The 14,501-nt window shown below is 71.2% G+C and carries 11 protein-coding genes and 1 pseudogene; 7 read left to right on the top strand and 5 right to left on the bottom strand.

Features of this window, described 5'->3' with window-relative positions:
* Window positions 1–29: 29 nt before the first annotated feature.
* Complete coding sequence (locus BC793_RS28800; protein ID WP_109598164.1) at window positions 30–1,235, bottom strand: citrate synthase 2; 1,206 nt, start codon at window positions 1,233–1,235, stop codon at window positions 30–32.
* A gap of 67 nt (window positions 1,236–1,302) precedes the next feature.
* Here BC793_RS28800 and BC793_RS28805 point away from each other — a divergent pair, with 67 nt between their 5' ends.
* Window positions 1,303–2,481: a citrate synthase gene (locus tag BC793_RS28805; RefSeq protein ID WP_109598166.1), complete on the top strand. Its 1,179-nt coding sequence runs from the start codon at window positions 1,303–1,305 to the stop codon at window positions 2,479–2,481.
* A gap of 47 nt (window positions 2,482–2,528) precedes the next feature.
* Complete coding sequence (locus BC793_RS28810) at window positions 2,529–3,170, top strand: nitroreductase family protein (RefSeq protein ID WP_109598168.1); 642 nt, start codon at window positions 2,529–2,531, stop codon at window positions 3,168–3,170.
* Between the two features lie 78 nt (window positions 3,171–3,248).
* Here the strand turns inward: BC793_RS28810 and BC793_RS28815 are convergent, their stop codons facing one another.
* Complete coding sequence (locus tag BC793_RS28815; RefSeq protein WP_203896152.1) at window positions 3,249–4,994, bottom strand: ABC transporter ATP-binding protein; 1,746 nt, start codon at window positions 4,992–4,994, stop codon at window positions 3,249–3,251.
* Window positions 4,995–5,160: 166 nt separating this feature from the next.
* Between BC793_RS28815 and BC793_RS28820 the strand changes: the two genes are divergently transcribed.
* Window positions 5,161–5,574: a MarR family winged helix-turn-helix transcriptional regulator gene (locus BC793_RS28820; RefSeq protein WP_170167285.1), complete on the top strand. Its 414-nt coding sequence runs from the start codon at window positions 5,161–5,163 to the stop codon at window positions 5,572–5,574.
* 169 nt (window positions 5,575–5,743) lie between these two features.
* On the opposite strand, the gene BC793_RS28825 is transcribed toward BC793_RS28820, so the two are convergent.
* A complete protein-coding gene (locus BC793_RS28825; RefSeq protein ID WP_109598173.1) occupies window positions 5,744–6,625 on the bottom strand; it encodes a tetratricopeptide repeat protein in 882 nt (293 codons plus the stop codon).
* 116 nt (window positions 6,626–6,741) lie between these two features.
* A complete protein-coding gene (locus BC793_RS28830) occupies window positions 6,742–7,227 on the bottom strand; it encodes a MarR family winged helix-turn-helix transcriptional regulator (protein WP_109598175.1) in 486 nt (161 codons plus the stop codon).
* 112 nt (window positions 7,228–7,339) lie between these two features.
* Here BC793_RS28830 and BC793_RS28835 point away from each other — a divergent pair, with 112 nt between their 5' ends.
* Entirely contained in the window at window positions 7,340–9,409 is a 2,070-nt protein-coding gene (locus BC793_RS28835; protein ID WP_109598177.1) for an MMPL family transporter, read from the top strand.
* Between the two features lie 55 nt (window positions 9,410–9,464).
* On the opposite strand, the pseudogene BC793_RS28840 reads toward BC793_RS28835, so the two are convergent.
* Window positions 9,465–10,370: pseudogene (locus BC793_RS28840) on the bottom strand (LLM class flavin-dependent oxidoreductase); the annotation flags it as partial.
* Window positions 10,371–10,419: 49 nt separating this feature from the next.
* Here BC793_RS28840 and BC793_RS28845 point away from each other — a divergent pair.
* The 3 genes from BC793_RS28845 to BC793_RS28855 all read left to right on the top strand — a co-directional run bounded on the left by BC793_RS28845 (window position 10,420) and on the right by BC793_RS28855 (window position 14,434).
* On the top strand, window positions 10,420–11,631 hold the full coding sequence (locus BC793_RS28845; protein WP_239169941.1) for a molybdopterin-dependent oxidoreductase: 1,212 nt from the start codon (window positions 10,420–10,422) through the stop codon (window positions 11,629–11,631).
* A gap of 9 nt (window positions 11,632–11,640) precedes the next feature.
* Window positions 11,641–12,672, top strand: a complete 1,032-nt coding sequence (locus BC793_RS28850) for a LacI family DNA-binding transcriptional regulator (protein ID WP_109598181.1) — start codon at window positions 11,641–11,643, stop codon at window positions 12,670–12,672.
* Between the two features lie 82 nt (window positions 12,673–12,754).
* Entirely contained in the window at window positions 12,755–14,434 is a 1,680-nt protein-coding gene (locus BC793_RS28855) for a glycoside hydrolase family 13 protein (RefSeq protein ID WP_109598182.1), read from the top strand.
* Window positions 14,435–14,501: the final 67 nt, after the last annotated feature.

Below are 14,501 nucleotides of genomic sequence, written 5' to 3' on the forward strand. Positions count from 1 at the left end.
CCACCTTCAAAGACCGGACGCCGCAGCCTCTACCTCTGCGCGGGCCATCCGGCCACCTGGCCGGCGTCTCGCTCGCCGGGCCCCACGTAGTCGGCAGACGGACGGATGATCTTGCCGAGTCGCTTCTGCTCCAGGATGTGGGCGCTCCAGCCGGCGGTACGGGCGCAGGTGAACATGGCCGCGAACAGGTCGGCCGGAACGCCGGCGAAGTCCAGGATCACCGCCGCCCAGAACTCGACGTTGGTCTCCAGGACCCGGTCCGGTTTGCGTTCCCGGAGTTCGGCGAGGGCGGCCAGTTCCAGCTCGCGGGCCACCTCGTAGCGGGGGGCGCCCAGTTCGCGGGCCGTGCTGCGCAGGATCCGGGCGCGCGGGTCCTCGGCGCGGTAGATGGCGTGGCCGAAACCCATCAGCCGCCGGCCGGAGTCGAGGACCTCGCGCACGTAGCGACGCGCGTCGGCACCGGCCTCGACGGCCTCGATCATGCCGAGCGCCCGGGACGGTGCGCCGCCGTGCAGTGGGCCGGACAGTGCCGCGATCGCCGCGGACAGGCAGGCGGGAGCGTCGGCGCCGGTGCTCGCGACGACCCGGCCGGTGAACGTGGACGCGTTCATCCCGTGTTCGGCCGCGCAGATCCAGTAGCGGTCGATCGCCGCGACGTGCCGCGGGTCCGGCTCACCCTGCCACTCGATCATGAACCGTTCGGTGGCAGTCCGCCCGGCCTCGATGAGCCGCCGCGGCACAGCAGGGAGCCGGGAGCCCGAAGGTAGCCGGGAGCCCGCCGGGAGCCCGGACCCCGCGGGAAGCCGGGACCCCGCGGGGACTGCGGACCCCGCCGGGACTGCGGACCCGGCGGGCGGGAACGCCGCCCGGGCAGCCTGAGCGGCATACGACAGGACCGCCGCCGACGTGCGCGCCAGATCGTCGCGGGCCTGATCGTCCGGGATGTCGATCAGTTGCCGCAGGCCCCATCGGGGAGCCAGGAGCGCTACCGCGGCCTGTACGTCGGCGCGGATGTCACCGGAGTTGTCCACAGGCGGCAGGTGCTCGGCCGCCGGAAGCCCGCGGGTGAAGTCACCATCGACGAGCAGCCCCCACACGTCGCCGTAGGAGACGGTTCCGGCGAGGGAGTTGATGTCGACACCGCGGTAGCGCAGCGCCCCTCCGTCCCGGTCGGGTTCGGCGATCTCGGTGTCGAACGCGACGACACCGGCAAGTCCTGGATTGACTGTCAACATGACTTCAATCTGGATTCGTCAAGTGTTGATGTCAATATTGATCCAGTCAACATGAGAGGATGACGACATGACCGCGCAAACGCTGATGACCACCGAAGAGGTCGCTATCCTGCTGGGCGTCAAGCCGGCCACCGTCTACGCGTATGTGAGTCGTGGTCTGCTCACCAGCCGCCGCAACGCCGACGGCAAGAACAGCCTGTTCGCGAAGACCGACGTCGACGCGTTCCTGGCCGGCCGAAAACGCACGACCACCCCCGGCATCCAGACCGGCATCACCCTGATCAAGGACGACAACCTGTTCTTCCGCGGCCGTGACGCGACAGTGCTGGCCCGCTCCGCCACCTACGAGGCGGTCGCCTCCCTGTTGTGGACCGGTGAGCTCGACGACGTCCCGTTCCCGGTCAACCCGGAGCTGCGTTCCCTGGCCATGGACGTGACCGGCCGCCTGCCGAAGACGGCCCGCCTCACCGACCGGCTGCGCGTCACCGTCGCCGCGGCCGCGGCGGCCGACCCGCTGCGTTTCGACACCGCACCGACCGCCGTCGTCGCGACCGGCCGGCAACTGCTCGCCACCATGGTGCAGGGCCTGCCGCCCCGCAACGGCATCCCGGTCCGGCCGGTGCCGTTCGCCGAGGCACTGTGGCTGCGGCTCACCTCCCAGCGGCCCGGTGACACCGGGTTGCACCTGCTCAACGCCGCTCTGATCCTGCTCGCCGATCACGACATCGCGGCGTCGACGCTGGCCGCCCGGATCGCCGCGTCCACCCGGGCCCACCCGTACGCGGTGGTCAGCGCCGGTCTCGCCGTGCTCGACGGGCCGTTGCACGGGGCGGCGAGCGGTCTCGCGTACCCCCTGCTCGAGGAGGCCATCAACGGTCCGGGCCCGGTCGCCACGATCTCCGACCGCCTGCGTTCGGGGGTGCCGGTGGCCGGTTTCGGTCATCCGCTCTACGCGGGCGGCGATCCGCGGGCCACCGCCCTGTTCAGCCTGCTCGACGAGGGGCCGGTCAAGGACGCGGCGCTGCAACTCGACGCGACCATGCGTACCCGATCGGGCACCGCTGCCAACGTCGACCTCGCGCTGGCCGCGCTCGCCCTGCACCATCGCATGCCGGCCGACGCCGGCGAGGCGATCTTCGCGGTGGCCCGCACCGCCGGCTGGCTGGCCCACGCCCTCGAGGAGTACGGCGACCGCCCGAGCCGTTTCCGTCCGTCCGGCGCCTACGCGGGCAACCAGCCCGCGTGACCGCCCGGGAACGGCGCGCCGATACTACCGGCCAGTAGGCTTTCGGCATGACCTCTCCCGACCCGAACACCCTCCCCCTGCTGGAGGCGTTGCACTCGACGCCGGCCCGCCGTTACCTGTCCACCGAGCCGATCGACGACGACGTGATCCGCGCGATCCTGGACGCCGCGATCCGTGGCCCGTCCGCGGGGAACGGCCAGTTCTGGGCCTGGATCGTGGTCCGTGATCCGGACACCAAGAAGCAGATCGCCGGCTGGTACCGGGAGGGCTGGGAGCGCCACTACGGCTCCCGCCGCGAGGAGATCCTCAACGCCCCGGACGGCGGCGCGATGAGCAGGCGCAGTTTCCTCGCCGCCGACCATCTGGCGAACCACCTCGAGGAGGCCCCGGTCTGGATCATCCCGGTCCTGCTGGGTGCCGCGAAGTCCACGAACCCGCGTCTCGGGTCGTCGATCTACGGCGCGGTGCAGCACCTGATCCTCGCGGCCCGCGCGCACGGCCTCGGCGCGACCCTCACCACCCTGCACATCGGCCACGAGGCCGATGTCCGCACCCTGCTCGGCCTGCCCGAGGACGCCCTCACCATGGCGCTGATCCCTCTCGGTCACCCCAGTAAGGGCCGCTGGTCCGAGCCGAAACGCCGCCCTCTCGACGAGGTCGTCCACTTCGAGAAATTCAAGAACGCCTGATCTGCTACGACCACCAGAGCGCCGTGGCCACCTCACGAGGTGACCACGGTGCCCGGCTCACACGGACGAGCAGGTCGGTCAGCGGGCCAGGGCGGCGTAGCGGCCCTCGGCCTCGATCAGAGCCTCGTGGGTGCCGGACTCCAGGATGCGGCCGTGGTCGATGACGGCGATCTGGTCGGCGTTGCGCACGGTGGACAGCCGGTGGGCGATGGTCACCGTGGTCCGGCCCCGCGACAGTTGGTCGAAGGCGCGCTGGACGGCCCGCTCGGTCTCGTTGTCGAGGGCACTCGTCGCCTCGTCGAGGACCAGGATGCGCGGGTCACGCAGCAGCGTACGGGCGATCGCGATGCGCTGTTTCTCGCCGCCGGAGAAGCGGTGCCCACGGGAGCCGACCATCGTGTCGTAGCCGTCGGGCAGGGCCGCGATCAGGTCGTGGATCTGGGCGGCGCGGGCGGCCCGCTCGATCTCGGCGTCGGTCGCGTCCGGTTTCGCGTAGCGCAGGTTCTCCCTGATCGTGGTGTGCAACAGGTACGTCTCCTGGCTGACCACACCGACCATCGTGGCCAGGTCGTCGAGAGACAGGTCGCGCAGGTCGACACCGTCGATCGTCACCCGGCCCGACGTGGGGTCGTGGAGGCGGGCGATCAGGGCGGCGATCGTGCTCTTGCCGGAGCCGGTCTCGCCGACCAGTGCCAGTGACGTGCCCGCCGGGACGTCCAGACTGACGCCGGCGAGTGCGGCGGTGGGGCTCTCCCCGTACACGAAGGTCACGTCCTCGAACCTCAGGTGGCCCCGCACCCGGTCGAGGCGGACGGGCGCCGCCGGCTCCTCGATCTCGACCGGCAGGTCGAGGTATTCGAAGATGCGCTGGAACAGCGCCAGTGAGGCGGTCAGGGTGACCCCGACGTCGAGCAGGCTCATCAGCGGCCGGAACAGGCCCGCCTGCAGGCCCGTGAACGCGACGAGCGTGCCGATGCTCATCGTCCCGGCGGCGAACGGCAGGCCGGCGGCCAGGTAGATGGCGGCCGGAATGACCGCGAAGACGACGTTCATCGTGGCCATCCGCCAGCGACCGGCCAGCTCGGAACGCAGCTCCAGATCGATGAGACGCGCCGACGAGGCGGTGAACCGCTCGGTCAACTGACCGCCGGCGCCCATCGTCTTGGCCAGTTGGACGCCGCTGATCGACAGGCCCTCGTCGATGATCACGTTGAGGTCGGCGAGCTCACGCTGCCGCTGCGCGGTGATGGCCTGGCGCATCCGCGCGACCCGGCGGGTCCAGTAGATCGCCGGTGGCAGCGCGATCAGCGACACCAGCGTGAGCTGCCAGGACAGGGCGGTCATCGCGACCAGGGTGGCGATCACCGTCGTCAGGTTGGCGGCGACGGACGTGGCGGTCGAGGTGACGACCTGCTGCATGCCGCCGATGTCGTTGGTGATCCGCGACTGCACCTCGCCGGTGCGCGTGCGGGTGAAGAAGCCGACGGACTGCCGTTGCAGGTGGGCGAAGACCTGGGTGCGCAGCCGGTGCATGACGCGCTGGCCGATCCTGGTGGAGATCCACGTCTGCACGACACCGAACGCGGACGTGGCCGCCGCGATGGCGATCATGCCGGCCACCAGCCAGGACAGCAGCCGCACGTCGGACTGCGGGAGAGCGACGTCGATGACCTCGCGCAACAGGAACGGCGAGCCCATCGAGACGACGGACGAGAGGACGATGACGGCCACGACGACGGCGAGCTGCCGACGGTGGCCGATGAACAGTGCGCCTATGCGGCGCAGCGGAACGGCGCGGGCCTGCGCCTTCTCCGCGGGGGTCAGTGTGCGTGCCGCGCCGCGGCCTCTTCCATCTGCCAAGAACAAACCTTTCCGGTACGGACGAGGGGCCCCGTGATCGCGCAAGAGGCGGATCAGGAACCACCCGGGAACAACACTGAGGTTACCTCATCATGAGGGAACAACGGTAGCCCCTGCTAGATTGTTCCGCGTGGAGGAGGAGAACCTGCTGGAGGCGTTCTGGGCGGTGACCCGGCGGCTGCGCGTGCACACCCGGATCGCGCTGGAGCCGTGGCATGTGTCACCGTCGCAGTCACGTGCCCTCGGGGTGCTCTCCCGGCACGGCGAGATGCGGCTCAGCGCCCTCGCCGACCATCTGCACATCGCGCCGCGCTCCGCCACCGAGGTCATCGACGACCTGCAGAAACGCGGCCTCGCCGTCCGTAAGCCGGACCCGTCGGACCGCCGGGCCACCCTGGTCGCGCTGACCCCGGAGGGCGTGTCCACGATGCAGGCCATCAACGAGGCGCGGGCCGCCGAGGGCGAGCGCCTGTTCGCCGGCCTCGACCCGGCCGACCGCGCCGATCTGACCCGCATACTGCGCCAGCTCCGCGACTCCCGCTGACCCCGACCCGCATCCTGCGCCAGCTCCGCGACTCCCGCTGACCCTGACCCGGCGACCCGCCGGGCGGCCCCGCCCGAGCGGACCCACCGCCGGATCACGTCCGAGCGAAGCCGCGGTTCGTCCTGCTCGCAGCGATACCGCCCGCCGGCAGGATCACCGACCGAAGGGGTCAGCCGCCGGCACCGCGCCGACTCGCCGGGCGGGCCAGGGTGGACACGCAGCCGGCGGCTCCCGCGGCGCAGAACAGGGTCAGGTAGAGGCTGGCCGGGGCGATCAGCAGGCCGGTCACTTCCAGGATGCCGACGCCGGCGATCGCGGCCAGGAACCAGGCGAGGGCGACGCGGGCCACGTACCCGAGGGCGTCGCGGCCCGGGCCGGGGCGCCGCGGCGACGGCCGTCCGGGGTGGACGCGCAGCGACTCGGCGAACTCGTCGGCGGCCAGGGCCAGCGACGCGGCGTCGATCGCGGTGCTCATCGCCTGGTCGAACCGTCGCAGCGCGGCCCGCGCGCCGGCGTGCCCGAAGTCGATCGCCAGAGCACGGCCGAGAGCCTCGCGGGCACTCAGCGGCCGGCCGATCGCGAACAGCGCCATCCCGTACGTCACGTGCAGGTCGGCGTCGTAGCGGGCCATGTCGGCCACGCACCGCAGACCCTCGGCCGCGTCGGTGGGCAGACCGGCGGCGAGCTGCGCCTCGGCGAGCCGGTTGTGCAGGCGCGGGTTGCCGGGATCCTCCCGGCAGGCGGCCGCGGCGGCGGCGATCGCCTCGGCGTGGTCACCCAGCCGGGAACGCGCCCGGCTCAGCCAGAACAGCGACTCCACGCCGTACGGGTCGAGGTGCCACGCGGCCTGCGCCGCGAGCAGTGCCCCGGGCAGGTCGCCGAGGTCGAGGCGCGCCCGGGCCATCCGCTGCCAGGCACCGGCGTTCTCCGGTTCCCGCCCGACGAAGGGCGCGAGCAGCCGCTCGGCATTGCGGCCGCGACCACGGGCTAGCAGGGCGTCGGCCTCGGCAAGGAGGGCGTCGGCCGCGGAGGGAAGGGGCTCGGTTCGCACGCCGCCTTTGATCGGCAGCCGACCGCGCGGGTGGCGGGACCCGCCCGGTGCACCTCCGTTGCAAAGCGGGCGGCGCAGGCGGCCCGGAGTCCGCGGCGGGGAACGCGTGCGGCGGGTCAGGTCTGGCGCAGCTCGTCGCGGTAGGAGGTGAGGGCGCCGATCATGCCGTGCAGGAACTTCTCGATGGTGTGCAGTTCGTCCACGCCGAACTGGGCCATCACCGCGTCGGTGCGCGGGGCCAACGGGGTGAAGAACGCCATCGCGAGGGCCATGCCGGCGTCGGCGTAGCGCAGGTGCACGACACGGCGATCGGCGCTCTCCCGGCTGCGCCGCAGGTGGCCGCCACGTTCCAGGCGGTCGATCAGGGCGGTCGTCGCGCCGGACGTCAGGCCGATCGCCTCACCCAGGCGACCGGGGGTGAGCGGGTCGCCGCGGCGTTCGGCCTGCATGACGGCCAGCAGCGCGTGCATGTCGGTGTTGTGCAGACGGTGCTGGTGGGCGAAGGCGTGGCCGATGTGCTGCGCCTCGCCGCTGTACGTGTTCAGCAGGTCGACGAGCTCCCTGCGTAACCGCGCACGTTCCGCGGTCTCGGTTCCTTCCACGCGGTAAGTGTTGCAGATCGGCTCACCGTGGTGAACAATCTCGATAGTAAAGATTCTCAGTCTTGAAGAAATCATTCTCAGTCTTGAATAAATGCCTTAGGGGGCACCTGCGATGAGAAGGGCATGGGCGACGCTCCTCCTGGCCCTGCTGCTCGGCGGACTCGTCTTCGGGTTCGCCGGGACCACCGAGACCGACAACGACCCGACCTCGTCGTTACCGTCCTCGGCCGAGTCGACCCGGGTCGCCGAGTTGCAGCGCAAGCTTCCGTCCGGACGCACCAATCCGGCACTGGTCGTGGTGGCCAAGGGCGGGCAGGCACTCACCGACGCCGACCTGGTCACGGTGACCGGCCTGGGCCGGCCGATCCTGTCCGACGACCGCAAGGCCGCCATCGTCACCGTGCCGCTGCCGGCCACCGGTGACGCGAACGCCACCAGCGACGCCGTCGCCGACCTGCGCGCGAAGGTCCGGGACGGCCTGCCGGACGGGGTGACCGCGCAGGTCACCGGCGGTGCCGGCTTCGGCGCCGACCTGTCCAACAGCTTCAGCGGGGCGAACACCAAGCTGCTGATCGTCACGGTGATCGTGGTGACGATCCTGCTGCTGGTGACCTACCGCAGCCCGATCCTCTGGATCGTGCCGCTGTTCGTCGTCGGTTTCGCCGACCAGCTCGCCGCCAAGGTCATCGCCCTGCTGTCGCAGCACACCGACCTGGCCATCAACGGATCCACCGCGGGCATCGTCACGGTGCTGGTCTTCGGTGCCGGCACGGACTACGCGCTGCTGCTGATCTCCCGCTACCGGGAGGAGCTGCACCGGTACGAGAACCGGTTCGAGGCGATGGCCAAGGCACTGCGCGGGGCCGGCCCGGCCATCGCGGCCAGCGCCGGCACCGTCATCCTCGCCCTGCTCACCCTGCTGCTGGCCAGCCTCCGGAGCAACACGGCCCTCGGCATCTCGGCGGCGGCCGGTGTCGCCATCGCCGCGGTCTTCGCCCTCGCCGTACTGCCCGCCGCACTGCTGATCTGCGGCCGCGGGCTGTTCTGGCCGTTCATCCCCCGGGTCGGCGCGTCCGGAGCGGAGGACGGCAAGGGCTTCTGGGCCCGGGTCGGCCACGGTGTCGTACGCCGCCCGATCCTGGTCACCGCGGCGTCGATGGCCGTCCTCGGTCTGCTCGCCCTCGGCGGTCTCGGCTCCAAGGTCGGCCTGTCGCAGACCGAGCAGTTCCGGGTCGAGGCCGAGTCGGTGCAGGGCCTGGAGACGCTGAGCAGATACTTCCCGGCCGGCGCCGCGGGGCCCGCGGTGATCCTGACCGAGCCCGCCAAGGCCGGACAGGTCCTCGCCACCGTGTCCGCCACCGAGGGCGTCGCCCAGGCCCGGGTCGCCGAGCAGAACGCCGACCAGGTCAGCATCAGCGCCGTCCTCACGGCGGCACCGGACACCGCCGAGGCGTTCGGCACCATCCGTGCGCTGCGCGACGGCCTGGACGGTGAAGCCCTGGTCGGAGGCTCGGTCGCGACCGCCCTCGACACCCGCGACGCCGCCCGCCACGACCTGACGGTGATCGTTCCGGTGATCCTGGCGGTGGTGTTCCTGGTCCTGGTCGCCCTGCTACGTGCCGTGGTCGCACCGATCCTGCTGATGATCACGGTGGTCGTCAGTTTCCTGGCCTCGCTCGGTGCCGGGTCGTGGCTGTTCCGCAATGTGCTCGACTATCCGGCCCTGGACAACTCGGTGCCGCTGTTCTCGTTCCTGTTCCTGGTCGCGCTCGGTGTCGACTACAACATCTTCCTGGTCACCCGGGCCAAGGAGGAGGCGGCGACCCGCGGCACCAAGGACGGCATGGTGCACGCCCTGGCGGTCACCGGTGCCGTCATCACCAGCGCGGGCATCCTGCTCGCGGCGGTTTTCGCGGTCCTCGGTGTGCTGCCGGTGGTCACCCTCACCCAGATCGGGATCATCGTCGGCATCGGGGTGCTCCTGGACACGCTGCTCGTGCGTACCGTCCTGGTCCCGGCACTGGCGACGCTCACCGGCGACCGCTTCTGGTGGCCGGGCCGCCCGCAGGCGACCGCCGGATCCGCCGGAGGCGAGGAGCCGCCGGCGCGGTCGCCGACCGATTGGCAGGCGGTCGACCGCACCCAGGTCGCCGAGTCCGCCGGCGACCCCCACAACAGGTAGACGGAGATGCCGGGTGGCCCCGAAGGTCGCCCGGCAGCACCGTGTTCAGCGGGGTGTGGCTGCCGACCAGGGCGGTACCGGCGCCGCCGCGAACCAGGCCCACCCCGGCCCTCAGGTTCGGCGCGACGACCAGGCCGTCACGGTCGCCGCCGTGCAGTTCGCGCATCCGCTGCTGGCCGACCGACTCGCTGCGCCGCAGGCCCTGCTGGACGGCCTCGATGTCGGCCGGGGACACGTTGCGCAGCAGTCGTTCGGCCTCGGCCCAGGCGGCTTCGGCGGTGTCCCGGGTGATCACGTGCAGGCGGATGCCGAACCGCATCGCCGGGTTCAGCGAGCGGATCCAGGCCAGCTTCCCGGCCACCTGGGCGGGCGGCTCGCCCCAGGTCAGGTAGACGTCGGCGTGCTCGGCGGCGACCGGGCCGGCGGCTTTCGACGAGCCACCGAAGTAGATCGCCGGCCGCTGTGAGGGGACGCGGGCCAGGCGCGCCTCCTCGACGGTGACGAACGACCCGTCGTACGAGATGGTCTCTCCGCGCAGCAGGCCGTTGACCACGGTGAGAAATTCGCCGGTCCGCGCGTAGCGCGCGTCCTTGTCCAGGAAGTCGCCGAACTGGCGCTGCTCCCGCGACTCGCCGCCGGTGACCACGTTGAGCAGCAGCCGGTTGCCGGACAGGCGCTGGAACGTCGACGCCATCTGTGCGGCGAGCGTCGGCGAGATCAGGCCCGGCCGGAATGCGACCAGGAACTTCAGCCGCTCGGTGACCTCGGTCAGCATCGCCGTGGACAGCCAGGCGTCCTCGCACCACGCGCCGGTCGGGGTGAGCGCGCCGACGAAACCGAGCTGCTCGGCACTGCGGGCGATCTGGCCGAGGTACTTGGTGGTCAGCGGGCGCATACTCTCGGCGGTGCCGACGATGTCGCGGCTGTCGCCGTTGGTGGGCAGGAACCAGTGGAAATCCATGGCCCCAAGACTATCCAGTTATCCTACTCAATCGATAGGATCCCTGGGTATGAACGAGGGTGCATACGACGAGCGCAGACTGCGTGACTTCCTGGCCGGGCGCACGCGCGGATTCTCGCGGCGGGACCTGCTGGCCCTCACCGCGGCGGTGGGTGCCGGGGCGATGCTTCCCGGGTCTCCGGCGGCCGCCGCCGCTCCCATCGTGAAACCTCTGCCGGCTGATCTGTTCCGGCCACTGGGCACCAATGCCGAGACTCGTTTCTCCGCCTTGAAGGACCAGGGTTACTACGTGCCGGTCGATCGGTTCTTCGTGCGCAACCACACGGTGACGCCGACGATCGACGCGGGTTCCTGGAGCCTGGAGGTTTCCGGCAGCGGCACCAGGCCGGCCACTTTCGGGCTCAAGGATCTCCAGCGGCTGCCCTCCGTGACCGCACCCGTCGCCATCGAGTGCGCGGGCAACGGCCGCAGCTACTTCACCTCACAGCAGGGGCAGACGGTCTCGGGCACCGCCTGGACCCTGGGTGCGATCGGCGTCGGCAGCTGGAAGGGCGTCCGATTGTCGACCGTGCTGCGCCGGGCCGGTATCTCCCGGCATGCCGTCGATGTGCAGCCGATCGGCCTCGACCCGAATTTCGTCAGCGGCGGTGTCGACCTCGGTCCCGTCCGCCGACCGTTCCCGGTCCGCAAGGCCTTCGACGACGTGATCCTCGCCTATGAGCTGAACGGTGAGCCACTGCCCCCGGACCACGGCTTCCCGGTCCGGGTCGTCGTCCCGCGCTGGGTCGGCATCTCGTCGATCAAGTGGGTCGGGCGGATCGAGGTGTCCGCCGAGCCGCTGTTCTCGCCCTGGAACACGACCTTCTACCGGCTCTTCGGCCCGGACTTCCCGGCCGAGGGGCAGCCGTTCAACAGGCAGTCGATCAAGAGCGCGTTCGAGCTGGACCCCGGGGCGACGTTCCCAGCCGGTGTCCGCACCCGGCTCACCGGCCGGTCCTGGTCGGCCGACAGCCCGATCCGGGAAGTCAAGATCAGCACCGACGGGGGTACGACCTGGCGCCGGGCCCGTCCCTACGGGGCGACGCCGGGCGGGGTGTGGCAGCGCTGGGAGTACGACTGGACGCCCACCGCCGGCGAGCACGTCCTGTTGGCCCGGGCCACCGACGTGCGCGGTAACACCCAGCCGGACGTCGCGCGGTTCAACACGCTGGGTTACCTCTTCGACGCCGCGGTGCGCGTACCGGTGACCGCGGTGGGATAGTGTCCGCCCATGCCGTCGGGAAGGGCCACGTCCAGTGACGTCGCGGCGGCGGCGGGCGTGTCCCGGTCGGCGGTGTCCTTCGCGTTCAACAACCCTCAGCGCATCTCGGTGGCGACCAGGGAGCGGATCCTGGCCGCCGCCGAGGCGCTGGGCTACGCCCCGAGCACGCTGGGCCGGATGCTGCAGGCCGGCACCACGAACTCGATCGGGGTGCTGCTGCCCCAACGGCTGGCCCGGATCCTGGAGAACCCGTACTACTCCCGGTTCCTGATGGGCGCCGGCCAGGTGTGCGACCAGGAGGGTTACACGCTGCTGCTGACGCCGCCCCTCCAGGACTCGGTGCTGAAGGCCATTCCGTACGCGGCGGTCGACGGTTTCATCGTGTGCGGCCTGGAGACCGACCGGGGTGAGGTCGCCGAACTGACCCGGCGGGGCATCCCGTTCGTCCTGATCGACAGCGACCGGCTCGAGGGTGCGCCGAGTGTCGAGGTCGACGACCGGGGCGGGGCCCGTGAGGTGACGCGCTACCTGCTCGGCCTGGGGCACCGGCGGTTGGCCGTACTGTCGATGGATCCGGGGCCGGGGGCGGCGGCACGCGGGTACCGGGGACCGCTGGCGCGACGGATGGCCGGCATCACCGATGCGCTCGCCGAATGCGGTCTGTCCCTGGCCGATGTCCGGCTGGCCGAGGTCCCGGTCTCCCGCGGCGAGGGCCACCGCGCCACTCGCACCCTGATGGCGGACGACAGCCCCCCGACCGCCGTCCTGGCCCTCTCCGACATCCTCGCGTACGGGGCGGTGGACGCTCTGCAAGAACTTGCAATCTGGGTGCCCCAGGAAGTGTCCGTGACCGGGTTCGACGACCTCGCGGAGTCCTCGTGGTTCCGTCCGCGGCTCACCACCGTACGGCAGCCGATCGTGACCAAGGGACGGATGGCCGCCGAGTTCCTGATCTCGGCAATCAGGGGTGAGGAACAGCACCCGCACCAGACTCTGGAGACCTCGTTGGTGGTCCGGGAATCCACCGCAAAAGTGGCATAACCGCCCTCTGCAAGAACTTGCTGCAAGAAAGCAGCGCCCAACCTATGTAACACGTGTTAGTAAGCTGCTAGCGTTCGTCGCCATGACGGACCAACTGATCGCACCGCCCACCGTGGAGGCGCCCCCCGCATCGTGGTGGCGCAACGCGGTCATCTACCAGATCTACCCGCGCAGCTTCGCCGACTCCAACGGTGACGGCATCGGTGACCTGCCCGGCATCAGCAGCCGGCTGCCGTACCTGCGGGATTTGGGTGTCGACGCGGTGTGGCTCTCCCCCTTCTACGCCTCGCCGCAGGCGGACGCGGGTTACGACGTGTCCGACTACCGCACCGTCGACCCGATCTTCGGCACCGTCGCCGACGCCGAGCAGCTGATCTCCGGCGCGCACGCCCTCGGCCTGCGGGTGATCGTCGACCTCGTTCCCAACCACTCGTCGGACCAGCACGACTGGTTCAGGCGGGCGATCGCCGAGGGCCCCGGCTCCCCGTTCCGCGAGCGCTACCACTTCCGCCCCGGCCGGGGTGCCGACGGCGAACTGCCGCCCAACGACTGGCCGTCCATCTTCGGCGGGCCCGCGTGGACGCGTACCGGCGACGGCGAGTGGTATCTGCACCTGTTCGCCCCCGAGCAGCCCGACTTCAACTGGGAGCACCCGGCCGTACGGGACGAGTTCAAGACCATCCTGCGGTTCTGGCTCGACCTGGGCGTCGACGGTTTCCGCGTCGACGTGGCGCACGGCATGGTCAAGGAGGCCGGCCTGCCGGACATCGGCGACACCGGCGAGTGGCACCTGCTGGGCGCCGGCGAGAGCCCGTTCTTCGACCGCGACGGCGTCCACGAGATCTACCGCGACTGGCGCCGCATCCTCGACGAGTACCCCGGCGAGCGGATCGCCGTCGCCGAGGCCTGGGCGCCGACGCTGGCCCGGGTCGCCAACTACGTCCGCGGCGACGAACTGCACCAGGCGTTCAACTTCAGCTACCTCGGCACCGCCTGGAACGTGCACGAACAGCAGCAGATCATCGACGAATCGCTCGCCGCGATGCGCGAGGTCGGCGCCCCCACCACGTGGACGCTGTCGAACCACGACGTGGTCCGGCACACCACCCGCCTGATGCAGAAGATCGACGGCGACGCCGCCGGCCGCAAGGCCACCGCCGTCGACGACGAGGCCGGCCTGCGCCGCGGCCGTGCCGCCTCCGCCCTGATGCTGGCGCTGCCCGGCTCCGCCTACGTCTACCAGGGCGAGGAACTGGGCCTGCCCGAGGTCCTCGACCTGCCGCCGGAGGTCCGCCAGGACCCGGCGTTCCACCGCGCCACCGGCCAGGACGGCTACCGCGACGGCTGCCGGGTCCCGATCCCGTGGAGCGGCGCCGAGGCCCCCTACGGTTTCGGCCCCGACGGCGGCGGCAGCTGGCTCCCCCAGCCCGTGTCGTGGGCGCGGCTCAGCGTCGCCGCCCAGGCCGGCGTGCCCGGCTCGACCCTGGAGCTGTACCGCTCGGCCCTCGCGATCCGCCGCACCGAACCGGCGATGGCCCCCACCGACAACCTCCGGTGGATCCCGGCTCCCGCCGGCGTGCTCGCCTTCGACCGCGAAACCGACGGCGCCCCCACCTTCCGCTGCACGGTCAACATGAGCACCGAACCGGTCGAGGTCGGCCGGCCCGGTGACGTTCTGCTGGCCAGCGGTCCGCTCGAAGGCACCGCCGACACCGTGATCCTGCCGCCCGACACCACCGTCTGGTGGTCCATCACCCGGTGACACCGCCACCGGTATGAGGCGTCCGGCCATCCCCAGGACGGTGAGGGATGGCCGGACCAGGGCGTGA

Origin of the sequence: Actinoplanes xinjiangensis, assembly GCF_003148685.1 — a bacterium.
Lineage (GTDB): Bacteria > Actinomycetota > Actinomycetes > Mycobacteriales > Micromonosporaceae > Actinoplanes > Actinoplanes xinjiangensis.